This is a genomic window from Streptomyces longhuiensis (assembly GCF_020616555.1).
In the GTDB taxonomy this organism is placed as follows: Bacteria; Actinomycetota; Actinomycetes; order Streptomycetales; family Streptomycetaceae; genus Streptomyces; species Streptomyces longhuiensis.
Genome location: NZ_CP085173.1, coordinates 2,497,265 through 2,524,021, shown reverse-complemented (window position 1 = coordinate 2,524,021; position 26,757 = coordinate 2,497,265). Strand labels below are relative to the sequence as shown.

Annotated in this window: 25 protein-coding genes; 8 read left to right on the top strand and 17 right to left on the bottom strand. The window is 72.0% G+C overall.

Translation table 11 applies throughout. The annotated features are described in order from the left end of the window. Positions 1-52: 52 nt before the first annotated feature. Positions 53-349, bottom strand: coding sequence for a hypothetical protein (locus tag LGI35_RS11880; RefSeq protein ID WP_116502976.1), 297 nt, complete (start codon positions 347-349; stop codon positions 53-55). 86 nt (positions 350-435) lie between these two features. On the opposite strand from LGI35_RS11880, the gene LGI35_RS11875 reads away from it, so the two are divergent. Next, entirely contained in the window at positions 436-1,371 is a 936-nt protein-coding gene (locus LGI35_RS11875) for an NADP-dependent oxidoreductase (protein ID WP_227293840.1), read from the top strand. Between the two features lie 79 nt (positions 1,372-1,450). Here the strand turns inward: LGI35_RS11875 and LGI35_RS11870 are convergent, their stop codons facing one another. Genes LGI35_RS11870 through LGI35_RS11855 form a run of 4 tightly spaced genes read right to left on the bottom strand, consistent with a single transcriptional unit; the run spans position 1,451 to position 3,711 of the window. Continuing rightward, positions 1,451-1,807, bottom strand: coding sequence for a DUF202 domain-containing protein (locus LGI35_RS11870; protein WP_227293839.1), 357 nt, complete (start codon positions 1,805-1,807; stop codon positions 1,451-1,453). Beyond that, positions 1,804-2,196 (bottom strand): YidH family protein, encoded by a 393-nt coding sequence (locus LGI35_RS11865; protein WP_227293838.1) that lies wholly within the window; start codon positions 2,194-2,196, stop codon positions 1,804-1,806. The genes LGI35_RS11870 and LGI35_RS11865 overlap by 4 nt, the downstream gene beginning before the upstream one ends. A 9-nt stretch (positions 2,197-2,205) precedes the next feature. Next, a complete protein-coding gene (locus LGI35_RS11860) occupies positions 2,206-2,784 on the bottom strand; it encodes an NUDIX hydrolase (protein WP_227293837.1) in 579 nt (192 codons plus the stop codon). 36 nt (positions 2,785-2,820) lie between these two features. Next, complete coding sequence (locus LGI35_RS11855) at positions 2,821-3,711, bottom strand: DMT family transporter (protein WP_227293836.1); 891 nt, start codon at positions 3,709-3,711, stop codon at positions 2,821-2,823. Positions 3,712-3,897: 186 nt separating this feature from the next. On the opposite strand from LGI35_RS11855, the gene LGI35_RS11850 reads away from it, so the two are divergent. The 5 genes from LGI35_RS11850 to LGI35_RS11830 all read left to right on the top strand — a co-directional run bounded on the left by LGI35_RS11850 (position 3,898) and on the right by LGI35_RS11830 (position 9,800). Beyond that, entirely contained in the window at positions 3,898-5,565 is a 1,668-nt protein-coding gene (locus LGI35_RS11850; RefSeq protein ID WP_227293835.1) for an FAD-binding dehydrogenase, read from the top strand. Between the two features lie 246 nt (positions 5,566-5,811). Further along, positions 5,812-6,771, top strand: a complete 960-nt coding sequence (locus LGI35_RS11845) for a hypothetical protein (protein ID WP_227293834.1) — start codon at positions 5,812-5,814, stop codon at positions 6,769-6,771. 70 nt (positions 6,772-6,841) lie between these two features. After that, the gene (locus LGI35_RS11840; protein WP_227293833.1) at positions 6,842-8,404 is read left to right on the top strand and encodes an APC family permease; all 1,563 of its coding nucleotides are present in this window, start codon (positions 6,842-6,844) and stop codon (positions 8,402-8,404) included. Between the two features lie 141 nt (positions 8,405-8,545). After that, positions 8,546-9,211: a molybdopterin-dependent oxidoreductase gene (locus LGI35_RS11835; protein WP_227300272.1), complete on the top strand. Its 666-nt coding sequence runs from the start codon at positions 8,546-8,548 to the stop codon at positions 9,209-9,211. Next, positions 9,195-9,800: a cytochrome b/b6 domain-containing protein gene (locus LGI35_RS11830; RefSeq protein WP_227293832.1), complete on the top strand. Its 606-nt coding sequence runs from the start codon at positions 9,195-9,197 to the stop codon at positions 9,798-9,800. The genes LGI35_RS11835 and LGI35_RS11830 overlap by 17 nt, the downstream gene beginning before the upstream one ends. A 10-nt stretch (positions 9,801-9,810) precedes the next feature. Here LGI35_RS11830 and LGI35_RS11825 read toward each other — a convergent pair whose 3' ends face one another. Genes LGI35_RS11825 through LGI35_RS11810 form a run of 4 tightly spaced genes read right to left on the bottom strand, consistent with a single transcriptional unit; the run spans position 9,811 to position 13,701 of the window. Further along, positions 9,811-10,842: an L-idonate 5-dehydrogenase gene (locus LGI35_RS11825; RefSeq protein WP_227300271.1), complete on the bottom strand. Its 1,032-nt coding sequence runs from the start codon at positions 10,840-10,842 to the stop codon at positions 9,811-9,813. 43 nt (positions 10,843-10,885) lie between these two features. Then, a complete protein-coding gene (locus LGI35_RS11820) occupies positions 10,886-11,659 on the bottom strand; it encodes an SDR family oxidoreductase (RefSeq protein ID WP_227293831.1) in 774 nt (257 codons plus the stop codon). Positions 11,660-11,718: 59 nt separating this feature from the next. Next, positions 11,719-13,116, bottom strand: a complete 1,398-nt coding sequence (locus LGI35_RS11815; protein ID WP_227293830.1) for a GntT/GntP/DsdX family permease — start codon at positions 13,114-13,116, stop codon at positions 11,719-11,721. Positions 13,117-13,176: 60 nt separating this feature from the next. Then, a complete protein-coding gene (locus tag LGI35_RS11810) occupies positions 13,177-13,701 on the bottom strand; it encodes a gluconokinase (RefSeq protein ID WP_227293829.1) in 525 nt (174 codons plus the stop codon). A gap of 130 nt (positions 13,702-13,831) precedes the next feature. Here LGI35_RS11810 and LGI35_RS11805 point away from each other — a divergent pair, with 130 nt between their 5' ends. Next, positions 13,832-14,533 carry a FadR/GntR family transcriptional regulator gene (locus LGI35_RS11805; protein WP_116502988.1) on the top strand — a complete coding sequence of 234 codons (702 nt, stop codon included), beginning with the start codon at positions 13,832-13,834 and terminating at the stop codon, positions 14,531-14,533. Positions 14,534-14,548: 15 nt separating this feature from the next. Here the strand turns inward: LGI35_RS11805 and LGI35_RS11800 are convergent, their stop codons facing one another. From LGI35_RS11800 to LGI35_RS11765, 8 genes are all read right to left on the bottom strand, one after another. Beyond that, positions 14,549-14,941 (bottom strand): YchJ family protein, encoded by a 393-nt coding sequence (locus LGI35_RS11800; RefSeq protein WP_227293828.1) that lies wholly within the window; start codon positions 14,939-14,941, stop codon positions 14,549-14,551. Positions 14,942-14,990: 49 nt separating this feature from the next. Further along, positions 14,991-17,252: a glycoside hydrolase family 3 N-terminal domain-containing protein gene (locus LGI35_RS11795; protein WP_227293827.1), complete on the bottom strand. Its 2,262-nt coding sequence runs from the start codon at positions 17,250-17,252 to the stop codon at positions 14,991-14,993. Then, a complete protein-coding gene (locus tag LGI35_RS11790) occupies positions 17,249-19,183 on the bottom strand; it encodes a glycoside hydrolase 5 family protein (protein WP_227293826.1) in 1,935 nt (644 codons plus the stop codon). The genes LGI35_RS11795 and LGI35_RS11790 overlap by 4 nt, the downstream gene beginning before the upstream one ends. A gap of 34 nt (positions 19,184-19,217) precedes the next feature. Next, positions 19,218-20,264, bottom strand: a complete 1,047-nt coding sequence (locus LGI35_RS11785; protein WP_227293825.1) for a LacI family DNA-binding transcriptional regulator — start codon at positions 20,262-20,264, stop codon at positions 19,218-19,220. Further along, entirely contained in the window at positions 20,261-21,106 is an 846-nt protein-coding gene (locus LGI35_RS11780) for a carbohydrate ABC transporter permease (RefSeq protein ID WP_227293824.1), read from the bottom strand. The genes LGI35_RS11785 and LGI35_RS11780 overlap by 4 nt, the downstream gene beginning before the upstream one ends. 14 nt (positions 21,107-21,120) lie before the next feature. Further along, entirely contained in the window at positions 21,121-22,059 is a 939-nt protein-coding gene (locus LGI35_RS11775; protein ID WP_227293823.1) for a carbohydrate ABC transporter permease, read from the bottom strand. 42 nt (positions 22,060-22,101) lie between these two features. Further along, positions 22,102-23,382, bottom strand: a complete 1,281-nt coding sequence (locus LGI35_RS11770) for an ABC transporter substrate-binding protein (RefSeq protein ID WP_227300270.1) — start codon at positions 23,380-23,382, stop codon at positions 22,102-22,104. A gap of 178 nt (positions 23,383-23,560) precedes the next feature. Next, positions 23,561-24,475 carry a helix-turn-helix domain-containing protein gene (locus tag LGI35_RS11765; protein WP_227293822.1) on the bottom strand — a complete coding sequence of 305 codons (915 nt, stop codon included), beginning with the start codon at positions 24,473-24,475 and terminating at the stop codon, positions 23,561-23,563. Positions 24,476-24,668: 193 nt separating this feature from the next. On the opposite strand from LGI35_RS11765, the gene tkt reads away from it, so the two are divergent. Further along, a complete protein-coding gene (tkt, locus tag LGI35_RS11760) occupies positions 24,669-26,753 on the top strand; it encodes a transketolase (protein WP_227293821.1) in 2,085 nt (694 codons plus the stop codon). Positions 26,754-26,757 lie beyond the last annotated feature (4 nt).

The window sequence follows — 26,757 nt, the reverse complement described above, 5'->3', positions numbered from 1 at the left end:
GTGCGGGGGCCCTTCGCTGTCACCACGGTCCCGCGTCACCGCCCGGGGACCGTCAGTGGTCGTCCCAGTGGCCGTCGTGCTGCGCGTGCCGGTGACCGTCGTGGACGTAGTCGACGTGATCGCCGTGGGTGACGGCCTGGTGCCCGCAGTCCTGGCCGTGCTGGTGCTCGTGGCCCTGGTGCGTGGTGTGGGCGCCGGGCTCGCACTCGTCCCAGTGGCCGTTGTGCTCCGCGTGCAGATGCCCCTCGTGCGCGTAGTCGACGTGGTCGCCGTGCGGCACCGCCGTGTGTCCGCAACCCTCGCCGTGGGTGTGCTCGTGGACTGGGTGTTCCTGGTGGAGAGTGGTCATACAGCCAGGCTAGCCGGAAATGCCCGAATGATTCCGGTATGGAACCCTTGTGCCTGTTCCTGTGACCTTCGCGAGGAGTGCGTCGGATGAAGGCGATCAGCTACAGCGGCTACGGCGGTCCCGAGGTACTCGAGTACGGGGAGGCGCGCGACCCCAAGGTCGGGCCCGACTCCGTCCTGGTGAAGGTCAGGGCCGCGGCGGTGAACCCCGTCGACTGGAAGGCCCGCGAGGGCTATCTCGATCCGGCGCTCGACGCGGTCTTCCCGGTGATCCCTGGCTGGGACGTGTCCGGCGTCGTGGTCCAACCCGGCGCCTCCGTCACCGAGTTCGTCACCGGTGACGAGGTGATCGGCTACGTACGAGAGGACTTCCTCTCCCGCGGGACGTTCGCCGAGTACGTCGCCGCGCCCGTGCGCACCCTGGCCCGCAAGCCCCGGAACCTGACCTACGAGGAGGCCGCCGGGCTGCCGCTCGCCGGGCTCACCGCCTACCAGGTCATGACCGGCGCACTCGCCGTGCAGGACGGAGACGTGGTGCTCGTCCACGCGGCGGCCGGCGGCGTCGGGTCGATCGCGGTCCAGCTGGGCCGCCACCTGGGCGCCCGCGTCATCGGCACGGCGAGCGAGCGCAACCACGACTTCCTGCGGGAGCTGGGCGCCGAACCCGTCACCTACGGGGAAGGCCTCGCCGAACGCGTGCGGGCCCTCGCGCCGGAGGGCGTGGACGCCGTGTTCGACACGGTGGGCGGGGAGGCCCTGAAGGTGTCCGCCGACCTGCTCGCGCCGGGCGGCCGGATCGCGTCCATCGCGGACGCCTCGGTCGTCGGCCTGGGCGGCCGCTACGTCTTCGTGCGCCCCGACGCCGCCGACCTCGCGCGCCTCGCGGACCTCGCGGAACAGGACGTGGTCACGGTGCACGTCGACAAGACGTTCCCGCTGGAGCGGGCCGCCGACGCCCAGCGGCTGAGCGCCGAGGGCCGCACGAGGGGCAAGATCGTGGTCACCGTGCCGTGGGCCGACTGACCGGCCGAACGACCGGCCGAACGACCGACTGACCGACCGGCTGCCGGGGATGGGCGACAGCCCTCGCCGTGTCGGGGCGTCACACCACCAGTGCCGCGAACGCGGCCAGCGCCACCGAGCAGGCCACCGCCACGACGGCAGCGCGCCGGGTCATCGCGGGCGGGCCGGCCTCGTGCAGCGCCAGGTCGCGGATCCGGCGGTGCGCCACCGCCAGGAACCCCAGCCACGCCAGGAAACACAGGGCCGCGCCCAGCACGCCGAGGGTGTCCGTGCCGCCGTGCAGCGCCGCCCTGGCCGCGAGGATCGCCGCCACGGTGCACGACAGGGTCGTCCGGCGCCAGGCGAGCCGCGTCCGCTCGGGCTGCAGCCCAGGATCGCGCCCGGCCGCCGCTGCGCCGCCTCCTCCGTCGCCGGGCGGCTCCGACGGGCCGCTCACCCCGCCCACCCGGCCAGCACGACCACCACCATCGCGACGGCCACCAGCGCCACGACCACGCTCAGCAGCGCCGGGAACCGCGAGACGGGCAGGTCCTGGCCCCGCCGCATCGCCCGCTCGCAGCGCACCCAGTGGCTGACCGCCCGCAGGGAGCACAGGGCGCCCGCCGCGAGCAGCGCGAGCGCGAGACCCGCCCGCCAGGCCCAGCGCAGGTCCGGCAGGAACTGGTCCACGGCGAACCCGCCGCCGATCAGCGCGAGTGCCGTGCGCAGCCAGGCCAGGAACGTGCGCTCGTTGGCCAGCGAGAAGCGGTAGTCGGGCGTATCGCCGTCGTCCCGCACCCGCTCGGGCGCGAACCAGAGGCGGACGCTGCGCACGAATTCGATCACGGGGCGACCCTATCCGGGCGGCCGCGGCAGGCCCGCGGCCCCTGCGCGGTAGGCCCGCAGCCGCTCGTACGCGTCGAGCCCGTCCGGCACCCACGGCCACTCGGGAAGCCGCCGCTCCAGCTCCTCGTCGGTGAGGAAGCCGTGCCAGGCCACCTCCTCGACCTGCGGGTTCACGGGCAGCTCGCAACGCACCTCGTACAGGTACGACCACCAGGTCCGGCCCGCCCCGCCGTCGTACAGGAACTTGAACAAGGGTTCGGGGCGGGGCAGCCCGAAGACGCCGAGCTCCTCCTCCGCCTCGCGCAGCGCCGCGTCGTCGTAGGACTCACCGGTGCCCACGACGCCGCCGACGAACATGTCGTACAGGGACGGGAACACCAGCTTCGTCGGCGTGCGGCGGTGCACGAAGATCCGGCCGGCGCCGTCCCTGGCCTGGATGAACACGCACCGGTGGCGCAGTCCGCGGGCGTAGGCCTCGCCGCGCGGGGCCTGCCCGACCACCCGGTCGTGCTCGTCGACGATGTCGAGGACTTCCGCCGCCGGATCCGGGGCGTCAGCGGCGTGCGGGGGATCGCTGGGAGGGGTCATGCGTCCATGAGACCAGACCCGGCACACCCCGGCGGATCAGACCCCGACCCCTGCCCGGTCCCCCTCCCGGGGGCCCGTGGTCGGCATCGCCGGATGCATCCCGAGCAGCACGATCCCCGCCACGATCGCCGTGAGCCCGGTCGCCTGCCAGGCGAGCGCCCCGGCGTCCGTGCGCAGTTGGTCGCCCATGAAGCCGACGCCGCACGCGATGCCCGCGAGCGGCTGCGCGGCCGTCAGCGCGGGCAGCGACATCCGCAGCGGCGCCATCTCGAAGGCGCTCTGCACCAGGATCAGGCCCGTGATGCCGAGCGCCAGGACCCCGTACGGCTGCCAGCTGGTGAGCAGCTCGCCCCAGCCGCCCGACGAGAACAGCTGCCCGCTCATCCGCGTCAGCGCGTCCTGCACCCCGTAGAGGAGTCCGGCCGCCACGCCCAGCAGGACCGGGGCCGAGCTCATCCGTGACTTCTTCGCGTACGCCGTGAGCAGCAGCGCGCCGCCCACCATCAGGCCGATGATCAGCCAGCGCCGCAGCGGGTCGGTGACCGCTTCGCCGCTGCGTGGCTCGCCCGCCACGATGAATGCCGTCACCCCGCCCGCGAGCAGGGCCAGGCCCGACCAGCCCTGTTTGCCCAGGGGCTGGCGTGTCTGGTGGCGCGAGAGGGCGAGCGCGAACAGGAGGTTGGTCGCGAGCAGCGGTTCGACGAGGGAGATCTCCCCGTTGCCCAGCGCGATCGCGCCGAGCACCATGCCGCACACCATGAAACCTATGCCGAACAGCCAGCGGGGGACCCGTACGAGGTCGAGGAGCAGGCGCGGCGACAGGAAGTCGTTCAGCGGGGCGTGCTGCGCCGCGTTCTGCTGGAGCACGAATCCGACGCCCAGGCAGAAGGCCGCGGAGACGGCGAGGACGAGTACGAGAACCGACACGCTGCGCACCTCGAGAATGCAGGTATCAAGATCGGCCATGGGCGGGTCGTTGCACGGGTGTAAGGCCGACGATAGCGCCCCGCGGCACGGGCTGCCCCGCGAGTGACCCGGTCGGTGAGGTTGACGCCGTCCACCCGCGTACCCAAGATCTGACCCACCGGTAACTTTCGAGAGGGACGGATCCCAATGACGACGTACGACGCGGACGTGATCGTGATCGGGGCGGGCCTCGCCGGGCTCGCCGCGGTGGCGGAACTCGTGGACGCGGGCCGCAAGGTGATCCTCCTGGACCAGGAACCGGAGCAGTCCATAGGCGGCCAGGCGCACTGGTCCTTCGGCGGCCTCTTCTTCGTCGACTCGCCCGAGCAGCGCCGCCTGCGGATCAAGGACAGCCACGCGCTCGCGCTCCAGGACTGGATGGGCACGGCCGGCTTCGACCGGGCCGAGGATCACTGGCCGCGCAAGTGGGCCGAGGCGTACGTCGACTTCGCCGCGGGCGAGAAGCGGTCCTGGCTGCACCAGCAGGGCGTCCGGTTCTTCCCCGTGGTCGGCTGGGCGGAGCGCGGCGGCTACGACGCGAACGGGCACGGGAACTCGGTGCCGCGCTTCCACATCACCTGGGGGACCGGCCCCGGCCTCGTCGCGCCCTTCGAGCGCCGGGTCAGGGAGGGGGTGGCGCGCGGTCTGGTCGAGCTGAGGTTCCGGCACCGGGTGACCGGCCTGTCCCGCAGCGCGGGCGCCGTCGACACCGTCACCGGCGAGATCCTCGAACCGTCGTCCATCGAGCGCGGCCAGGGCAGCAGCCGTACGGTCACAGGCTCCTTCGAGCTCACGGCGCAGGCGGTGATCGTCACCTCCGGCGGCATCGGCGGAAACCACGACCTGGTGCGCGCCAACTGGCCCGAGCGCCTCGGCACCCCGCCCGAGAAGATGCTCTCCGGCGTGCCCGCGCACGTCGACGGACTGATGCTCGGGATCACGGAGGACGCGGGCGCGCACCTCATCAACCGCGACCGCATGTGGCACTACACCGAGGGCATCGAGAACTGGAACCCCATCTGGGACAAGCACGGCATCCGCATCCTGCCGGGCCCGTCCTCGCTCTGGCTCGACGCGCGCGGAGAGCGCCTGCCCGTGCCGCTCTTCCCCGGCTTCGACACCCTCGGCACCCTCGACCACATCATGAAGACCGGGTACGGCTACACGTGGTTCGTGCTCAACCAGCGCATCATCGGCAAGGAATTCACCCTCAGCGGCTCCGAGCAGAACCCCGACCTGACCGGGAAGTCCGTACGCGGAGTCATCGACCGCGCCCGTGCCGACGTACCGGCGCCCGTCAAGGCGTTCATGGACCACGGCGCCGACTTCGTCATCGAGAAGGACCTCCCGGCCCTGGTGCGCGGCATGAACGCCCTCGCGGAGAAGTCGTCGGGTCCGCTGATCGACGAGGCCGCGCTCCGCAGCACCCTCATCGCCCGCGACCGCGAGATGGCCAACCCCTTCACCAAGGACCTCCAGGTGACCGCGATCCGCGGCACCCGCAAGTTCCTCGGCGACCGCCTCATCCGCACCGCGGCGCCGCACCGCATCCTCGACCCGAAGGCGGGCCCGCTGGTCGCGGTGCGCCTCAACATCCTCACCCGCAAGTCCCTCGGCGGCCTGGAGACCGACCTGTCCTCGCGCGTCCTGACCGACGGCGGCGAGCCCCTGCCGGGCGTGTACGCGGCGGGGGAGGCGGCCGGGTTCGGCGGCGGGGGAGTGCACGGCTACCGCTCCCTCGAAGGGACCTTCCTTGGCGGCTGCCTCTTCTCGGGCCGCACGGCGGGCCGGGCCGCGGCCGCCGCGACCGGCTGAATCCCGCCTTGACAGCACCCCGGACCCTGCATCGCGGTTCGGGGTGCTGTCTCGTGTCACCCGCTCAACTGTCCAGCTGGGAGGGGAAATTGGTCGATCGCGCGGGTGAACTCGGAGGATTGTGAAACGAGTTGGTGAAGACCATCCCTTGGTCTGCTCTTGACTCGGAGCGCCCGGTACCGCTTTGCTGTGCGTGATCACCTCAACACCACCTCAAGCAAGCCGCGTCGTAGAGGATTTCCTGCGGTGCCCCCACCCCCGCCACCACTCGGGCGTGCCCGCAAGCGGGCCGCTCCCCCGTTCGACTCCGCGCTCGACGACAGCGACCTCGTCGCCGCCCGCGCGGCCCTCGCTCAGGGGCGCTGGACCGAGGTCAGGGAACTGATCTCGGCCACCGGCGACGACTGGGACCGCCGCGGCCACCGCATCGTCGCCCTCGCCGAAGAACCCACGACCACCGCCTGGGTCAGGGACTGGCAACTCGCCGAACCCGAATCCGCCGACGCGGCCGTCCTGCTCGCCCTCGCCGCCGTGCAGCGCGCCCGGACCGGCAAGACGCGCCCCGAGAAGGCCCGCGACGCCTGCCGCGACGCGGCGGCCCTCGTGCCCGCCGACCCCACGCCCTGGCTCGGACTCCTGCTCCTGGAGCGGGACATGGGGCGCGAGGAGGACGTCGTCCGCCTCTTCGACGAGATCCGCCACCGCCATGCCGAGCACCACCACGCCCACCACCTGATGGTCGCCAGGCTCGCCGAACGCCGCCCCGACGCGGGCCAGGACCCCCTCCACGAGGTGTACGACTTCGCGTCCTGGGCCGCCGAACAGGCGGGCCCCGGCTCACCGCTCGCCGTCCTCCCCGTGGTCGCGCACGCCGAGCGCTACCGGGTCCTCGCCGCCGCCGGCAGCGAACCACCCGACCCCAAGGCGTCCGGACACTGGACGGGCCGCCGCGCCCGCCTCGTGATGAAGACCGCCTTCGACTGGTGGCTCGAATGGGGCACTCCGGAGCGCCCCGCCCATCCGCGCGGCCGCGTCGACCTGAACTTCCTCGCCCACGCCAAGTCCTGTGAGGGCAGGCCCGCGGAGGCCGCCGCGCTGTTCCACCGCATCGGCCGGCACGCCACCGCCGCCCCCTGGTCGTACCCGGACCGCGATCCGCACGAAGCGTTCCGTGCCGCGCGCAGCGCCGCGCTCGGCACGGCGTAGGGCGACGCCCCCAGACATCCCCAGTCACCGCACCAGCAGCGCTCATCCACAGGGAAGGGACAACCCCGCCATGACGACGGGCAGTTCGAGCACGAGCGAGACGGCACGACCCCCCGAGTCCGACGAGGGGATCAGCACCTTCAAGGGGCAGGACAGCGCCCTGCGCGCCGGCCGCCTCGGCACGGCGGGCCTGCTCCTGTCCGTGCTGGCCGCCACGGGCCCGCTCATGGTGGTCGCCGGCGTCATGCCCACCACGTTCGCCGTGATGGGTGTTGTCGGACAGCCGCTGCTCTTCCTCATCCTGGGCGTCGTCCTCGCCCTGTTCAGCGTCGGCTACGCCGAGATGAGCCGGCACGTCCACAACGCCGGTGCCTTCTACGCGTACATATCCCGCGGCCTCGGCCCGACCGCGGGCGCGGGCGCCGCCCTGGTCGCGCTCGTCGCCTACAGCGTCCTCCAGGTCGGCATCTACGGGATGTTCGGCTTCGAGGTGTCCAACCTCTTCGCCACCTACCTCGACCTGACCATCGCCTGGTGGATCCCGGCTCTGGTGGCCGTGCTCGCCGTCGGCGCGCTCGCCCTGCTGAAGATCGACGTGAACGCGCGCGTCCTCGGCGTACTCCTGCTCGTCGAGGTCGCGCTCGTCGTCGTCTTCGACGTCGCGGCGATCGGCGACCCGGCCAAGGAAGGCCTGTCGCTGCACGCCTTCAACCCGGACACCCTCACCGGCGCGGGCGTCGGCACCGCCCTGTGCTTCTGCATCGCCGCCTTCACCGGCTTCGAGCAGGCGCCCGTGTACGCGGAGGAGACCAGCCGCCCGCACATCCTCGTGCCGCGCGTGATGTTCATGGCGGTCGGCTTCGTCGCCGTCTTCTTCGCCATCAGCTCATGGGCGCTCACCGTCGCCGCCGGACCCTCCGCGATCATCCCGACCGCGCAGAAGCAGAGCGCGGGCCTGATGTTCTTCCTGACGGAGAGCAGGCTCGGCGGCACGTTCACGGACATCGTCCATGTCCTGTTCGTCACCGGCATGTTCGCGGCGCTCCTCAGCTTCCACAACGTCGTCTCGCGCTACGCCTTCGCCATGGGCCGTGAGGGCCTGCTGCCCGCCACGTTCGGCCGCACCAACAGCTCCAGCGGCGCGCCCGGCACCGGCTCCCTGCTCCAGACCGCCCTCTCCCTGGTCGTCGTCGTGGCCTTCGCGGTCACCGACGACGGCAAGGCGGGCGACCCGACGGCGCCCGTGCTCAAGCTCTTCACCTGGGGCGGCAACGTCGGCGCGCTCGGCATCATCCTGCTGATGGCCGCCGCCTCGCTGGCCGTGATCGTCTTCTTCGTCAGGCGCGGCGCCGCGGGCGCCCAGATCTGGCGTCTCGTCGCGTCGGGGATCGCCGGGATCGCGCTGCTCGTCATCGCGTTCTACACGGTCAAGGACTTCGACGTCCTCGTCGGCTCGGGCCCAGGCTCCTCCCTCAACTGGGTGCTGCCCGGCATCATCGCGCTGGCCGCCGTCATCGGCCTCGTCCACGGGGTCGTCCTGCGCGGGCGGAACCCCGAGGCACACGCCAGGATCGGCCTCGGCAACGAGGCGTTCCAGCTGGAGAAGGCAGCCGCCGTGCCCGCCGAGAAGTGACAGAACGCTGACGAACACCCGTGGCCCCTGGCCCCCAGGGGCCACGGGTGCTCGAATCAGTGTGTGAACCCGGAAGAACCAGTACCGCCCGAGCGGGACGAGGAGCGCGGCGCGCCCGTCGGCCGCCGTCTCGTCCTCGGCATGCTCGGACTCGGCGCCCTCGGCGTCGCCGCCGCGCCCACCCTCCAGCGCGGCCTCGAATCCTTCCTCGGCAGCGCCGCGGACAAGGACCCCACCGGCCTGACGGACCTCCTGCCGAACGGCGGCGGCTTCCGCTACTACTCGGTCGCCTCCTCCGTCCCGCACAGATCGGCCGCCGACTACCGCCTCACCGTCGACGGCCTCGTCGACCGGCCCACCACCTACACGCTCCCCGCACTGCGGGCGCTCCCGCAGACCCGGCTCGTGCGCGACGTCCAGTGCGTCACCGGATGGCGCGTGCCGGAAACCCCCTTCGAGGGGGTACGCCTCTCCAGCATCCTCGACGCGGCCGGGGTCCGGCCCTCCGCCAAGGCACTGCGGCTGACCTGCTTCGACGGCACGTACAGCGAGAGCCTCACCCTGCCGCAGGCCCGCCGCGCCGACGTGCTCGTCGCGCTGCGCATGCAGGACAAGCCCCTCGGCCACACCCACGGCGGGCCCGTCCGGCTCTACGTCGGCCCCATGTACTTCTACAAGTCGGCGAAATGGCTGTCCGGCATCACCGTCACCGACCGCGTCGACCCCGGCTACTGGGAGAACCGCGGCTACGACGTGGACGCATGGGTCGGCCGCTCGAACGGACGCGACGATGAACCCACCCACTGAACTCCCGGCGCGCGTGAGGCGCTTCACCCGCTTCGAGACCTGGGTCCACTGGTCCATGGCGGCCCTCATGGGCCTGTGCATCCTGACCGCGGCCTGCCTCTACGTACCCCAGATCGCGGAGCTCGTCGGCCGCCGCGAACTCGTGGTCAGGCTCCACGAGTGGTCAGGGCTCCTGCTGCCCGCGCCCTACCTCGCCGGCCTCGCGTCCCGCGCCTTCCGCGCCGACCTGCGCCGCCTGAACCGCTTCGTCCCGCACGACCGCACCTGGCTGCGCTCCGCCCTGCGCCGCTCGGGCCCGAGGCCCGCGGGCAAGTTCAACGCGGGCCAGAAGCTGTACGCGGGCTGGCTCGCGGGAGCGGTCCTGGTGATGCTCGGTACGGGTCTGCTCATGTGGTTCACCTCCATCGCGCCCCTGACCTGGCGCACGGGCAGCACCTTCGTGCATGACTGGCTGTCCCTCGCCCTCGGCATCGTGGTCGCCGGGCACATCGCGAAGGCGTGGGCCGATCCCGAGGCGCGGCTGGGGATGCGGACCGGGTTCGTGGGGAGGGAGTGGGCCGAGCGCGAGCACGGCGAGTGGCTGCCGTGACAGCGCCGTATTACGCGCCCGCGCCGAAGTCCAGGAGGACCTTGCACGCCCGTGCGCGGTCCGCGGCCAGCGCGAAGGCCGACTCCGCGGCCGCCACCGGGACCACCGCGCTGATCAGCTCCGTGAGCCCCGGCTGCTCGGCGAGCAGCCGCAGCGCGTCGTCGAACTCCGTGTCGAAGCGGAACGCCCCGCGCAGCTCGATCTCCCGGCTGACCACGAGGTTCCCCGCGAACGGGCTCTGCCCCGGCGGCAGCATCCCCAGTTGGACGACCACACCGCCACGCCGCACATGGCGCAGGCAGCTGTCGAGACCGGCGGCCACGCCCGACGCCTCGACAGCCGTGTCGGCCTCGTCGGGCCAGCCCTTGTCGGCCGGGTCGTCGGCGCGTACGAGGGTGTCGGCGCCGGCGAGCCGCGCGTGACGGAGGGCTTCGGGGAGGAGGTCGGTGGCGGTCACGTGCGCCGCTCCGGCGGCCCTGGCCGCGGCGACGACGAGGCAGCCGATCGGGCCCGCGCCGGTCACCAGGACGTGCTTGCCCGCGACCGGCCCCGCCCGGCGCACCGCGTGCAGCGCCACCGCGAGGGGCTCGGCGAGGGCGGCCCGGTCGAGCGGAAGCCCGTCGGGCACAGCCCTCAACTGGCCGGCGGGGACGGTGATCCGCGCGGCGAAGCCGCCCTGGACGTGCGGGGTGCGGGCCGCGCTGCCCAGGTAGCGGGTGTCACGGCACACGTTGCGCCGCCCGTCCACGCACTCGGGGCAGGTCCCGCAGGGGGTGGCGGGGTGCACGGCGACGGCCGTGCCGGGCGCGGGACCGGTCGCCCCGTCCCCGTACGACAGGACCGTGCCCACGACCTCGTGGCCGAGCAGCATGGGTTCTCGGAGCCGGAAGTCGCCGACGCCGCCGTGGCGCCAGTAGTGCAGGTCCGACCCGCACACCCCGCCGTAGCGGACGGCGACGAGCGCCTGGCCCGGGCCGGCTTCGGGGGAGGGGATTTCGTCGACGCGCAGATCTCCCGCGCCGTGGATCACGCAGCCCAGCATCAGGTCTCCTCCAGCCATCAGGTGTCCCCGAGCGTCAGGACGCTCAGAGAACGCTCGTCATGCCGCCGTCCACGTAGAGGATCTGCCCGCTGACGAAGTCGGACGCGGGGGAGGCCAGGAACAGGGTGCCGCCGACGAGGTCGTCGGTGCGGCCCCAGCGGCCGGCCGGGGTCCTGCGGCGGACCCAGGCGCTGAACTCCTCGTCGCGGACGAGCGGTTCGGTCAGCTCGGTCTCGATGTAGCCGGGGCCGAGCCCGTTGACCTGGACCCCGGAAGGGCCCCAGTCGGCGCACATACCCTTGGTGAGCATCTTCAGGGCGCCCTTGGTGGCGGCGTAGGGCGCGATGCCGGGCCGCACGACCTCGCTCTGCAGCGAGCAGATGTTGATGATCTTTCCGTGACCGCGTTCCACCATGCCGCGGGCCGCCTCACGGCCCACCAGGAACGCGCTCGTCAGATTGGTGTTCAGGACCCGGTGCCAGTCGGCGTCGGTGAACTCCAGGAGCGGGGCGCGCAGCTGCATGCCCGCGTTGTTGACGAGGATGTCGAGCGGACCCACCCGCTCCTCGACCCCGGCGACCCCGGCGGCCACGGAAGGTCCGTCCGTGACGTCGAACGCCGCGGTGTGGACCGGGCTGCGTCCTGTCTGCCCCGACAGCCGCTCGGCCGCGTCCGCGAGGGCGGACTCGTCGCGTCCGTTGAGGACGACGGTCGCGCCGGCCTCCAGGAGGCCGCGGGCCAGGGCGAACCCGATCCCGCGGCTGGAACCGGTCACCAGGGCCGTGCGGCCGCTGATGTCGAAGAGGGGGTGGGTCATCGCTCGTACTCCAGTAGCTCCGAAGGGAGCCAGATCATGAGGCGGTCGGACGACTGCGGCTAGATGACCAGGGACAGCAGCAGGACCAGGCCACCGGCGACGACCGAGATGATCGTCTCCATGACGGACCAGGTCTTGATGGTCTGCCCGACGTCCAGGCCGAAGTACTCCTTCACCAGCCAGAAGCCCGCGTCGTTCACGTGGCTGAAGAAGAGCGAGCCGGCGCCGATCGCGAGGACCAGCAGGGCCGTGTGAGCGGTCGACATGTCGGCCGCGAGCGGCGCCACGAGGCCGGCCGCCGAGATGGTCGCGACGGTGGCGGAGCCCGTGGCGAGGCGTATGACGACCGCGATCAGCCAGGCGAGCAGCAGGGCCGGGATCGCCCAGTCCTTGGAGATGTCGAGGACCATCTGGCCCACACCGGAGTCGATGAGGGTCTGCTTGAAGCCGCCGCCCGCGCCGACGATGAGGAGGACGCCCGCGATCGGGGCGAGCGACTTCTCGACGGTGGAGGACAGCCGGTCCTTGGTGAACCCGGCCGCGCGGCCCAGCGTGAACATGCCGACGATCACGGCGGCGAGCAGGGCGATCAGCGGCGAACCGATGACGTCGAAGACGCGCTGCACGGTGTGCTCGGGCTTGTCCACGACGATGTCGACGAGCGCCTTGGCGAGCATCAGGACGACGGGGAGCAGGATCGTGGCGACGGCCGCGCGGAAGCTGGGACGCTTCTCCAGGTCGTCGCTGGCCCGCGCCGGGGTCATCTTGTCCGGGGCCTGGACGTCCACCCAGCGGGCGGCGACCTTCGAGAACAGCGGACCGGCGATGATCACCGTCGGGATGGCGATGAGGACACCCAGGGCGAGCGTGACGCCGAGGTTGGCACCGACGGCGTCGATCGCGACGAGCGGGCCGGGGTGCGGCGGGATCAGGCCGTGCATGACCGACAGGCCGGCGAGGGCCGGGATGCCGATCCGCATCAGCGAGTAGTTGCCGCGCTTGGCGACCATCAGGACGACCGGGATCAGCAGCACGATGCCGACCTCGAAGAACAGCGGCAGACCGATCACCGAGGCGATCAGGACCATCGCCCACGGCATGGCGCGCCCGCCCGCCTTGGCGAGGATCGTGTCGACGATCTGGTCGGCGCCGCCCGAGTCGGCGAGCAGCTTGCCCAGGATCGCGCCGAGCGCGATCAGCACACCCACACCGGCCACGGTGGAACCAAGGCCCGCGGTGAAGCTGACGATGGTCTTGTCGAGAGGGGCGCCCGCGAAGGCTCCCAGGGCCAGAGAACCGATGGTCAGCGCCAGGAAGGCGTGGACCCGGAACTTCGTGATGAGCAGAACGATGACAGCGATGCCCGCGAGGACGGCGATCCCCAGCTGGGCGTGGCCCGCCGAGGTGATCGGTTCGACGGCATCCGCTGCCAGCGTCTCGACGCTGAGACTGGTCACGGTTTTTCCTTGGTGTGGGTGGGGACTTCTGGAACTGCTTCAGCGCCGGGCGCTGGGGGACTAGGACGCGCCTTCGAGGTCGGCGAGGGCCGCGACGGCCCGCTCCGTGATCTCCTCGGGGCTGCCCGACACATCGACGTCGACGCCCGCCTCGTCCGCCGCGAGCGGCTGGAGCGTGGCGAACTGCGAGTCCAGCAGGGCCGTGGGCATGAAGTGCCCCTGGCGGTGCGACATCCGGTCCTCGATCAGGGCGCGGTCGCCGGTGAGGTGGACGAACACGACTCCTGGGGCCTCGGCCCTGAGCCGGTCGCGATAGCTCCGCTTGAGGGCGGAGCTGCTGACGACGCCGCCGAGTCCCGCCCGTCCGTGCGCCCATGCGCCGATGGCGTCGAGCCACGGCCACCGGTCGTCGTCGGTCAGGGGGGTGCCGGCCGACATCTTGGCGATGTTCGCCGGCGGGTGGAAGTCGTCGCCCTCGGCGTACGGGACGCCGAGCCTGTCTGCGAGCAGGGGGCCGATCGTGGTCTTGCCGGTCCCTGCCACGCCCATGACTACGACGACGTGGGGGGTGCGTCGTGTCTTCATCGCGTCCTCGCTGTCTTCTTCGACATCGCTGTGTCACGCCACTGAAACCTGAATGGTCGGACAAATTCAAGAGTCTGTGACATAAAAGTCTGACTTTTTATTCCGTCGACCCGCCTCGTACGCTGACGTCATGACCACACAGGGCCGGGGGCTGCACGCCCACGTACTGGAAAACCTCGGCCCCGCCATCACCGCCGGGGAGTACCCACCGGGCAGCGTGCTGCGCACGGACGAGCTGGCCCAGCGGTACGAGGTGTCCCGTTCGGTTATGCGGGAGGCCGTGCGGGTGCTCGAGTCGATGCACCTCGTGGAGTCCCGGCGCCGGGTCGGCGTGACCGTCCGGCCCACGGAGGAGTGGAACGTCTACGACCCGCAGGTCATCCGCTGGCGGCTGGCCGGCGCGGACCGGCCGCGCCAGCTGCGCTCCCTCACGGTGCTGCGTTCCGCGGTCGAGCCGGTCGCGGCCGGACTCGCCGCGCGGCACGCCACGGCCGAACAGTGCGCCGCGCTCACCGAGTGCGCGCTCGGCATGGTCGCCACGTCACGCGGCCATCAGCTGGAGGCGTACCTCGTCCACGACATCGAGTTCCACCGGGTCGTCCTGAACGCGTCGGGCAACGAGATGTTCGCCCGGCTCGGCGACGTGGTCGCGGAGGTCCTCGCGGGCCGCACGCACCACCAGGTGATGTTCGAGGACCCGGACCCGGCGGCCGTGTCGCTCCATGTGCACGTCGCCGAGGCCGTCCGCGAGGGGGACGCGGCCCGCGCGGAGGCGCTCACGCGCGAGATCGCGGTGGGCGCGCTCGAGGAACTGGACATCCTCGCGCCCTGAGCGCGCGGGCGCGCACTATTCGATGAAGTCGCCGTCGACGTACACCCATGCGCCGTCGAGCCGTATGAACCTGCTGCGCTCGTGCAGCGAGCCGGGCCGTCCGCCGTCGGTGTAGCGGGCCCGGAAGGTGACGGTGCCGGTGCTGTGGAAGGCCGACCCCTCGGTCGTCCCCAGGATCTCCAGACCGGTCCACTTCATGCCCGGCTCGAAGGTGACGGCCGGGGGCCGGGTGGCCGGGTGCCAGGTCCGCAGCAGGTACGCGGCGTCCTTGACGGCGAAGGCGCAGTAGCGGGACCGCATCAGGGCCTCGGCGGTCGGCGCGTTCGCCCCTCCGGAGTGATACCGGCCGCAGCAGGCGTCGTACGCGGAGGGGAGCCCGCAGGGGCAGGTGGGGGCGGGGCGTGACATGCGGACGATTCAACCAGCTCCGCCGCCGATCACCCGGCCCCCACCCCCGTCATGGCGTCACGGTCAGCGCCACGCCGCGCGTGCGGTCCGACGAGGGTCCCGTCTCGATCGAGAACTCGCCGGGCTCCACGGCGAGGTCCAGGTCGCGGGTGACCGAGGCGAGCACCTCGGCGTCGACGGCGAACACGGCCTCCGCGCTCCCGCCGGGCTCCAGGTCGAGCCGTACGAACCCGCGCAGCTCCCGCACACGCGGCCACGACGTACCGCCCGACACCCGGCGCACATACAGCTGCACCGTCTCGCGCACGGGCCGCGTCCCGGTGTTGGTCACGGTGACCGAGCACGTCGTGCCGGGTTCATCGGCGCCGACTTCGGACCGTGCGAGGCGGGGCGCCGCGTACTCGACCGTCGAGTAGGACAGGCCGTGGCCGAAGGCGTGCCGCGCGGTGGCGCTCTGGTCCACGTAGCCGCGGTAGCCGTGATCCTTGGCGTTGTAGAACACCGGCAGCTGCGCGGCGGACCGCGGCACCGACACCGGGAGCCGGCCCGCGGGCGACGCGGCCCCGAACAGGACGTCGGCCACCGCCCGTCCGCCCCACGGCCCCGGGTACCAGGCGCACAGCACGCCCTTCGCCTTCCCCGTGAGGTCGGGCAGCGCGTGCGGGCGGCCCTGGACGAGGACCACGACGACCGGGGTGCCCGTCGCCGCCACCGCGTCGAGCAGAGCCGACTGCCCGTCGGGCAGCCGCAGATCGGCCAGGTCGACGCCTTCCCCGCAGGTCATGCCGACCGGGTTCCCCGAGGCGACGACGGCCGCCCCGTTGGCCTCGAAGCGTGTGTCGGCCTCGCGGGCGCTCGACCCGCCGAGGACGAGCACGGCCACGTCCGACGACGCGGCCAGAGCGACCGCCTCCGGCACGCCGGAGAGGTCGCCGCCGACGAGCTCGCAGCCGCGCGCGTACGCCACTTCGGAGCCGGGGGCGGCCCCCGCCCGGATCCCGTCGAGCACGGTGACACCCGAGCCGGGCCGCTGCGGCGCGGTGTAGTCCCCGATCTGGCCGGGAACGGAGTCCGCGCCGGGACCCATGACCGCGATGCGGCGCGGGGCAGGGCCGAGCGGCAGCGTCACCCCGTCGTGTTCCAGGAGTACGATCGCCTCCCGGGCCACGCGCTCGCTCAACTCCCGCACATCGGACGGCTGTTCAGGATCTCCGGCGTAGGGCCGCTCGAAGAGGCCGAGGCGGAACTTGAGCGCGAGGACGCGCTCCACCGCCGTGTCCACGGTCTCCTCCGCGACGAGCCCCCGCTCGACAGCCTCCCCGAGTCGCGGGAAGCAGCCGTCCCACAGGCTCAGATCCGTGCCCGCCGCCAGGGCGAGCGCGCCCCCCGCCGCGGGATCGCCGGCCAGCCGCGTCAGCCGGTCGAGCGCGCCCCCGTCCGCCATCACGATGCCGTCGAACCCCCAGCGCTCCCGCAGGAGTTCGGTCAGGAGGTACCGGCTCGCGGCGCACGGCAGGCCGTCGAACTCGTTGTACGCCGCCATCACGCCCGCGGCGCCCGCGCGGACCCCCGCCCGCGCCGCCGCCAGGTGGACCTCGTGCAGCTCGCGGGCGCCGAGCTCGGTGGCCGCGCTGTTGCGCCCGCCGACCGAGGCACCCTGGCCCGCGAAGTGCTTGAGCACCACTCCGACTCCGGCCCGCCGCATGCCCCGTACGAGCGCCTCCGTGAACCGGGCCGCCAGATACGGGTCCTCGCCGAAGCACTCCTCGGCCCGGCCCCAGCGCGGGTCGCGGACGAGGTCGAGCGCCGACACCAGGGCCAGATGGCCACCCCTGGCCCGCAGTTCGGCCCCGGCCGCGGCCGCCGCCTCCTCGTAGAGGTCCGGGTCCCACGTCGAGCCCACGGCCAGGTTCACCGGCAGGACGGTGCCGTCGAGCGCCTGGTGGCCGTGCGGGACCTCCTCGACCAGGAGGACGGGGATGCCGAGCCGCGTCTGTTCGACCATGTGCCGCTGTACGGCGTCCGCGACACCCGCCGCGTCCGCCGCCGTGATCCCGTCGGCGAACGTCACCCCGGACCACGGGTCCGCGCGCTGGAGCCCGTACAGGGCGCCCATGCCGTCGTACGCGGCGACCTCGGAGCGGAACGCGTCCGTGAGGCGATGGCCCGTACCGGTGCGCTCGTACGCGTGCCAGCCGTACATCCGCTGGTTGAGCTGCCCGACCTTCTCGGCGAGGGTCATACGGGCGAGCAGGTCCCGCACGCGCTCGGGCACCGGGGCGGCAGGGTCGCGGTACAGCGGCTCGTTCATCGCAGTTCCAGAACGCGCACGCCGTACGGGTCCAGGGTGACGTCCGTGACGGGCTCGCCCGTCCCCGCGTCGTGCAGTGCCCCGTCCGTCTCCGGACGCACCGCCACCTCCTGCCCGGACTGGCTCACCAGCCACACGAAGCGCCGCCCGTCCTCATGGACCAGCACATCGGCCGACACGTACGGGCTCTCGACCGTCACGGGCCGTGCCACACCGGCGACCTCGGCGAGCGCCGCGTACAGCCGGTGAGTCTGCTCCGGGTTGACGTGCGCCGTGCGGGCGGCCATGTGCTCCAGCGGATACGTCGCGAGGACGGTGCGGCCGAGGCCCGTGGCCCGCGAGAGCAGCGCGGGGCGGCCGTGCGCGTCGACGGCGACGACCTCCGCGTCGCGCGCCTCGACCGGCAGGTACGCCCGGCTGTCCTCGTTGCCCGCGACCGGGAAGCGCAGGGTCTCACCGGCCCTGATGCCCCCGAAGTCCTTCGTGAACGTCATCTCCAGGACGTCGTCCTCGATCGGCTCGGCCACCCCGTACGACAGCTGCATCTCGACCCCGAACAGCCCGTCCAGGTCGTCGAACCACGGCCCGCGCGTCCCGGGGTGCTCGCCCGAGCAGAAGGACAGATAGACCGTCGCCCCCTCGGCGGCCCGCCGCGCGAGGGCGCGCCGGGTCCGCGTCGTCAACTGCCGTGTCGCGGGCAGGAGATAGAGCGCCGCGTCCTCGCTGACGCCGTCCGCCTCCCGGGTGAGACCCACCGCCAGATCGGCGGCGCGCGCCGCGACGTACCCCTGGTGGAGCGAGGTGAAGATGAGTGGACGGTCGGCGGGGCGGCTGTAGGGGTAGCCGCGCTCCAGGAAGGCGGGCACGACCAGCGCGGCCCCGGCGTCCGAGCGGCGGCAGCGCGCGAAGTCGACCTGCTCCAACACCTCGGCGAACGCGGCGAGTTCGACGAGCGGGGCCTTCGGCGCGCCCGTGCTGTCCGTGATGCCGAAGTGCATCTCGAAGGGGTGGTGGTCGTAGGGGGACCGGTCCCACAGGTCGTCGTAGTCCGTGTTGTTCCAGGCGACCCAGCCCGTCGCGCCGCCGAGCAGTGAGTTGTGCAGGGTCTGGCGGTAGTACACGCCCGCGTTCTCGGCGGAGACCGTGTCCGTCGACAGGCCGAACTCCTCGAGGACCACCGGCTGCCCGGTGACGGCCGCGAGCTCGCACTCGAACGCGGCCCGGTAGTGCTGGCGCGGCCGGTCCGTGTCGGAGCGGTAGACGTGCGGGCCCACGAAGTCGACGTACTCGGCGGTGTCCCGCAGCGAGAAGCCGTTGTCGCGGCCCGTCACCTCGATGCCCCACGCCCCGTCGCCCAGGGAGACGGGCTGGGTGCCGCCGGCCGCGCGCACCGCGTTGCACATGGCCTGCGCCCACGCCGTGACGACGTCGCTGGAGGGCGGGTCGACCTGGTAGATCCGCCCGTAGCCCGGCATCTCGTTGGTGATCAGCCAGCCCGTGACCGCCGGGTGGTCCTTGAAGCGGCGCGTCATCTGCGACACGAACCACGCCTGGCGGCCGACCATCCACACGTCCTCGTACAGGTCCCGGCCCCCGCGCCAGGCCGGGTCCCAGTTCTCGCCGGACATGTGGCCGACGATGAACGTCGGAACGGTGCCCATGCCCGCCTCGGTGTGCGCGTCGAGGAAGTCGCGGAAGCGCTCGCACAGCTCCTCGTCGATCCGGTGCGGTTCGGGGTGGAAGTCGGGCCAGTAGAAGAACGAGCGGGTCATGTTCAGACCGTGCTCGCGCAGCACCGCCAGTTCCTCGCGCACCGTCTTCGGCTCGTAGTCGCGCCACATCAGGGGACCGCCGGTGCGGGACCAGAAGTTGGCGCCGAGCCAGGGCAGGACGGCGGAGTCGTGGGTGAGGTGGGCGCTGTGGCGTCGCATGGTGGTACCTAGCTCCGTTGAAATGCGGGATTCATCAGGGGGTTGCGGGGCCGGTCGACTCGCGGACGACCAGGTGCGGGCGCCCTTCGAGCGCTGTCTCGGGGACGTCCTCGCCGCACCGGGCGAGCAGCACGCGCGCGGCGGCCGCGCCGACCCGCTGCACCTGCTGGTCGACGGTCGTCAGGCGCGGGTGCAGCCACCGGCCGAGGGGGAGGTTGTCGTAGCCGACGACGGACAGGTCCCGGGGCACGGCGAGGCCGGCCCGCTGGGCGGTGCCGATGCCGCACACGGCCATCGAGTCGTTGGCGTACACGATCGCGGTCGGCCGCTCGGCGCGTCCGATGAGCGCCTCGGTCGCGGCGACGGCGGCCGACTCCGAGAAGTCGGTGCTCAGGACGGCGGCGGGCCGGAGCCCGGCGAGTTCGAGTGTCTCCTCGAAGACCGTGCGGCGCAGCCGGGTGTGCTGGAGCTCGGCGGGTCCGGAGACGTACGCGATGCGCCGGTGGCCGAGCCCGAGCAGGTGGTCGACCGCCTCGTGGACGCCCGCCCCCTGGTTGCCGAGCCCGACGGTCGGCACGGTCGCCTCCGGGTCGGGCGCGCCGAGCAGCACCGACGGAAGACCTATGCGCCGCAGCAGCGCCGGGCGCGGGTCGTCGGCCCGCGCGTCCGTCAGGACGGCCCCGTCGACCCGGCCCTCCGAGGCGAGCCGCTCGTACAGCGCGCTCTCCTCGTCGACACCGGCGACCAGATGCAGGAGCAGACCGTAGCCGCGCGGCGCCAACTCGCCCTCTATACCGGTGATCAGCTCACTGAAGTGCGGGTCGGCCCCGAGCACGTCGGTGGGCCTGCGCACGACGAGCGCGAGTGTGCGCGTACGGGCGCTGCGCAGCGCCGAGGCCGACGCGCTCGGCGACCAGCCGAGCTCCGCCGCCGCGTCGAGGATCCGCCGCCGGGTCGGCTCGGCGAGCCGGCCCTTCTCGTTGAACGCCTGCGACACGGCGGCCGTCGACACCCCCGCCGCGGCCGCCACCGCCTTGATGGTCGGACGACCGGTCGGCCGTTTCGGTCGGGTCCCGCTCACATCTTCACCGCCCCACTGACGAGTGCCTGCTGCATCCGCTTCTGGAGCACCGTATAGACGATCCACACCGGTACGAGAGTGAGGACGGTCCCCGCGGTCAGGACGCCGTAGTCCGTCCCGGTGATGGACTTCAGCGTGGGCAGCGCCACCTGGACCGTGCGCTGCGCCGGGTCCGGGCCGATGATGACGAGCGAGTACAGGTACTCGTTCCAGAACGTCAGGAAGTTCAGCAGGAGCACCGTCGCGATGCCGGGCAGGCACATCGGCGTGTACACGTGCCGCAGCACCGCGAAGGTCGAGGCACCGTCCATGCGGGCCGCCTCCTCCATCTCCCTGGGAATGGTCCGCATGAACTGGACCAGGATCACCACCGAGAGCGGCATCGCCGTGGCCGGCAGGAACAGGATCATGAACGTGCGCGTGTGGAACAGGCCGGTGGCCGCGGCGAGCAGGAACGTCGGGAAGAGCGCCGCGAACGTCGGGATCAGGAACCCCAGCGAGAAGACGCTCTCGACCAGGGAGGCGAGCCGGCCCGTCGAACGGGCCAGCGCGAACGCCGCGGGGATCGCGAGCGCCAGCGTCAGGACGAGCGAGAACACCGTCACCAGGGCCGAGTTGACGACAGCGAGCCCGAGGTCGGCGCTGTGGAAGGCGGTACTGAAGTTGCCGAGACCGAATGACGACGGCAGCGCGAACGGACTGGCGAAGATCTCCTCGTTCGTCTTGAACGCCGAGGCGACGAAGTAGTACAGCGGCACGACGAGGAGCACCGCGTAGAGCCAGACGAGGATGTGGGCGGGCAGCCAGGACCTGCCGAGGCGGCTGTGCTTGGCGGACTTCATGGCGACGGCTCCGATCAGTGGTTCTGGCGGAACGCGCGCCGGATGGCGAGCAGTCCGACGAGCCCGGTGAGGAAGAGGAAGACACCGACGGTCTGGCTGTAGCCGAGGTCGGCCGCGATGAACGCCTTCTGGTAGACGAGGAACGACAGCGTTGTCGACGAGCTGCCGGGGCCGCCCTGCGTCAGCAGCAGCACGTGCTGGGCCGACCCGAAGAGCGTCCACAGGAACTGCAGCATCGTCACCACCCCCACGTAGTCACGGATCACGGGGAAGTGGATGCGCCACATCGTCCGCCAGTGCCCGGCGCCGTCCAGCTGCGCCGCCTCGCCGATCTCCTCGGGGACGCTCCCGAGCCGCGCCGCGAACAGCACCGCCGTGAAGCCGATCCCGGCCCAGATGTCCAGCGCGATCAGGCACGCGAGGGCGGTCGAGGGGGAGGCGAGCCACGCGTCGGCGAGCGAGCCGAGCCCGACCGCCTTCAGACCGCCGTTGACCAGGCCGTCCGGGGACAGCGCCGCGTAGAACACCATCGCCTTCGCCGGGGTCGAGATCAGGCCGGGGACGAACAGCAGATACCGGATGACCTTGTGGCCGGGCGGCTTCTGCGCGACGTAGTAGCCGAGCATGTACGCGCACACGATCATCACCGGGACGGCGACGACGAGCTGGATCGCCGTGTTGCTCACCGCGTCCCAGAACACCGGGTCGTCGAAGACGGTGCGCACATTGTCGAACCCGGCGAACGAGACGGGCTGCAGCATGCCCGGCCAGTGCAGGGCCGCGACCACGAAGATGGCGACCAGCGGGCCGACCATGAAGACCAGGTACCAGACGAGGGCGGGCAGGGCGAGGATCGTGCCGCCCTGGCGGCGCGGCCGCCGGGCGGCGTCCGGGGAAGGCGGGGTGGGGCGGCGGACCGCGGTCTCGCCCGCTGTCGACGTCATCGTCGTCATGAGCAACTCCCTTACGGATGAGGAGAGAAGGGGGGCGTGCGGTCAGGCGCCGCGGTACGCGGCCTCGAGGACCGAGCGGACCTTGGCCGCGCTCGTGCCGCGCGTGAAGGAGGTGCTCGTCGCCGTGATCAGCGGCTGTGTCGCGGCCGGCGGGACGAACAGGTCGGGCAGCAGCACCTGGCTCACGTCACCGCCGAGCCGCTGCGCCGCCGCCACCAGCGGGAAGTGCGAGCTGACCGTGTCGGACCGCAGCGCCATGTCGCGCCCGGCCTCCTTGATGAACCGCGAGACGGTGTCCGGGCGGTACATGAACCGCAGGAACTTCTCGACGGCCTCGATCTTCTTCGTGCCGTTCGGGCTGATCCAGAAGCCGATCAGCGTGTACGTCCGCAGGATCGTCGGCTTGTCGTGTGCCGCCCCCGGGGCCAGCGGCCAGCCCCCCACGTCGGTGTGGCGCGCCACCTCGGCCGGCACCTTCGCCAGGGCCGACGACATGGCGGACTGCATCGCCGCGGCCTGCGTGTTGAACTGCGTGGTCATCGAGTCCGATGTCAGGCCCTGGGCCTTGTCGGCGAACACCCCGGCGTCGCGCAGCTCCACGAAGTACTCGAGGCCCTGCCGCGCGCCCCGGCCGCCGAAGTCCCCGGTCGCGTAGACGTGCCTGGCCTCGTCCTCGGTCAGAAACGTCTGGATGATCTGGGCGAGCAGCTTCTGGCCGGTCCAGTCGTTGCCGCCGACCGTGACGGGCGCGATGCCCTTCCTGCGCAGCTTGCCCGCCGCGGCGATCAGTTCGTCGCCGGTGGCCGGGACGCGGTCGACGCCCGCCTTGTCGAGGAGCGCCCGGTTGAAGGCGACCGGCCAGTTGGTGGCGAAGTAGGGGAAGGCCCGCACCCGGCCCTTGCCGTCGGTCCACGCGTCCAGAGCCACGGGCAGCACCCGCTCGCGCAGACCCCAGTCGTCCAGGTAGCCCTTCACGTCCACGGTGGCGCCGACGTCGGTCCAGGCCAGCGTCTTGTCGTAGAGGTTCACCATGACGACGTCCGGCTCCTTGCGGGCCAGCCGCGAGGTCTCGTAGACCTGCGGGAGGTCGTCGCCGTTGACGAGGTTCCTGACCTTGAGACCGGGGTTCTCCTTGCGGAACCGGTCCAGGGCGGAGAGGTAGGTGGGGGAGCCGGGGGCGGTGGTGCCGAGCTGACTGTGCACCACGAGGGTGCCGGGGTCGTCGTCGTCGGCGGCGAGGGCGGAGCAGCCGGACAGGGCGGAGGCGGCGGCGAGTCCGCCGCCGGCGGCGAGGAATCCGCGCCGACTCATCGTCGAGGGCACAGAGCGCACAGCGGTATGTCTCCAACCGGGGTTACGGGTAACGACGGAGTGGTTAATCGATATACCTGTGGGAGGTGCGAGCACCGTAAGGGGCGGGAGAAGAACGGTCAACCCCCCGTTGCGCATGCTGAAACGGGGCCGCCGCGGGCCCGTGCATACCTGTGGAAACCGGGGTTTGTCAGGCCTGTTCGGCTCGGAACGCCGCCGGTGTCACGCCCGTGTGCTGCTGGAAGTACTTCGAGAAGTTCGCCGAGTCCCCGATGCCGACGGCCACGCCGATCCGGCCCACCGGCAGGTCCGTGTGGGCCAGCAGGCGCTTCGCCTCCAGGGTCACCCGGCGGTCGATGAAGGCCTTCGGGGTCTGGCCGGTCGCCGCCCGCACCGCGCGCACGAGGGTGCGCCGGGAGTAGCCGAGCTCGTCGGCGTACGCGCTCACGCTGTGGTTCGTGGTGAAGCCCTGCTCGACCGCCGCGCGGAAGCGGCTGAACGTCGTGTCCGGCTGCGGCCTGCACTCGTCCGCCGCCGCCTGCGCCGACACGTGCGCGACCCGCAGCATGAAGGCCGTCAGAGAGTGACGCAGTACCGACGTGTGCAGGCTGAGCGGCAGCGTCGCCGTGTCCAGATACTCGCGCTTCAGCTGCTCCAGCGATGCGTCCAGGGCGGCGCGTTGGGCTTCGTCGGGGTGGAGCAGGGGTGGCCGGTCGTAGCGGTACAGGCCCGTCGCCTCGACGATCGCGCGCGGCAGGAAGCCGGGCTGCATGGTGAGCGCCGTGCCGACGTAGCGCTCGCTCGTCGAGAAGCCGTGCACCTGGCCGGGCCGGATCCACAGGATGTCGCCGGCGCCGACCTCGTACTCCGTGAAGTCGATCATGTGGCGGACCGGGCCCTCGCGGAAGAAGAGCAGGACGTGGAAGTCGATCCGGTGCACGCGCCGCGACAGGCCCACGCCGCCCGCCCAGGGACCCTCCGTGCCCATCGGGCCGATCTGTATCCCGACCCCGGACACGCTGGCGCTCGGGTCGAAGGGATACGTACGGATGTGCTCCGTCGCTCCCATATGTGCGCTCGGATGTGCGCCGCCCTGCTCCGTCATCCACTTTCCTTGGGTCGAACCGGCTCGGCCTCTGACAGGTGTCCCATTTTCACCGAACGCTGGCACGGGGGCACCTGCCGCGCCAAAAGTATGACCTTTAGATTCGTAGGTAGTTCGACCAGGGCTTTCGCCCCGGTCGGGCGGTGCCTTCGGGTACCTCGGATGCACAACGGATGCGAAGGAAGTCGTACAGATGAGCACGCAGACACCGGACGCCCTCGGCCCCTTCGAGTGGAGTGACCTCGACCGGCGTGCCGTCGACACCGCGCGCCTGCTCGCGGCCGACGCCGTGCAGCAGGTCGGCAACGGCCACCCGGGTACGGCGATGAGCCTGGCCCCCGTCGCGTACACCCTCTTCCAGAAGGTCATGCGCCACGACCCGGCCGACCCCGAGTGGACCGGCCGCGACCGCTTCGTCCTCTCCCCGGGCCACACCAGCCTCACCCTCTACACCCAGCTCTTCCTCTCCGGCTACGAGCTGGAGCTGGACGACCTGAAGGCGTTCCGCACCCACGGCTCGAAGACTCCCGGCCACCCCGAGTACGGCCACACCGCCGGTGTCGAGACGACGACCGGACCCCTCGGCCAGGGCGTCGCCAACGCCGTCGGCATGGCGATGGCCGCCCGCTACGAGCGCGGCCTCTTCGACCCCGAGGCCCCCGAGGGCGAGTCCCCCTTCGACCACACCATCTGGGCGATCGTCTCCGACGGCGACCTGGAGGAGGGCATCTCCGCCGAGGCCTCCTCCCTCGCCGGCCACCAGAAGCTCGGCAACCTCGTCTTCGTCTACGACGACAACCACATCTCCATCGAGGGCGACACCGCCACCGCGTTCTCCGAGGACGTCCTGAAGCGGTACGAGGCCTACGGCTGGCACGTCCAGCGCATCGAGCCCCAGGCCGACGGCGACACCGACGTGCGGGCCCTGTACGAGGCCCTGGCCGCGGCGAAGGCCGAGACCGGCCGCCCGTCCATCATCGCGATGCGCACGATCATCGCCTGGCCCGCCCCGAACGCGCAGAACACCGAGGCGTCCCACGGCTCCGCCCTCGGCGCCGAGGAGATCGCCGCCACCAAGCGCGTCCTCGGCTTCGACCCGGAGCAGACCTTCGAGGTCGCCGACGACGTCATCGCCCACACCCGCGGGGCCCTCGACCGCGGCGCCGACGCGCACGCCGAGTGGGACAAGCGGCTCGGCGAGTGGCGCACGGCCGAGCCCGAGCGCTCCGCCCTTCTCGACCGCGTCGTCGCCGGCCGCCTCCCCGAGGGCTGGGAGCAGGCGCTGCCGTCCTTCGACGAGGGCACGAAGGTCGCGACGCGCGCCGCGTCCGGCAAGGTCCTCCAGGCGCTCGGCCCGGTCATCCCCGAGCTGTGGGGCGGCTCGGCCGACCTGGCGGGCTCGAACAACACGACCATCGACAAGGCCAGTTCGTTCCTGCCCAAGGGCAACCCGCTGCCGGAGGCCGACCCGTACGGCCGCACGATCCACTTCGGCATCCGCGAGCACTCGATGGCCGCCGAGATGAACGGCATCGCGCTGCACGGCAACACCCGTGTCTACGGCGGCACCTTCCTCGTCTTCTCGGACTACATGCGCAACGCCGTCCGCCTCTCCGCACTGATGCAGCTCCCCGTCACGTACGTGTGGACGCACGACTCCATCGGCCTGGGCGAGGACGGTCCCACGCACCAGCCCGTCGAGCACCTCGCCTCCCTGCGCGCCATCCCGGGCCTGAACATCGTCCGCCCGGCCGACGCCAACGAGACCGCCGTCGCCTGGCGCGAGATCCTGCGGCGCGGCACGACCAAGCCCGCCCCGCACGGCCTCGCGCTGACCCGCCAGGGCGTGCCCACGTACGAGCTCGACGAGCGGGCGGCGAAGGGCGGTTACGTCCTGCGCGAGGCCTCCACCGGGACGCCCGACCTCATCCTGATCGCGACCGGCTCCGAGGTGCACCTCGCCGTGGCCGCCCGCGAGCAGCTGGAGGCCGAGGGGATCGGCACACGCGTCGTGTCGATGCCGTCCGTCGAGTGGTTCGAGGAGCAGTCGCAGGACTACAAGGACAGCGTCCTGCCGTCGTCCGTGAAGGCGCGCGTCGCCGTCGAGGCCGGCATCGGACTGACCTGGTACCGCTACGTCGGCGACGCCGGACGCATCGTCTCCCTGGAGCACTTCGGCGCCTCCGCCGACGCCGCCACGCTCTTCGCCGAGTACGGCTTCACCGCCGACAACATCGCCGCCCGGGCGCGCGAGTCCCTCACCGCCGCCCGCGCCTGATCCG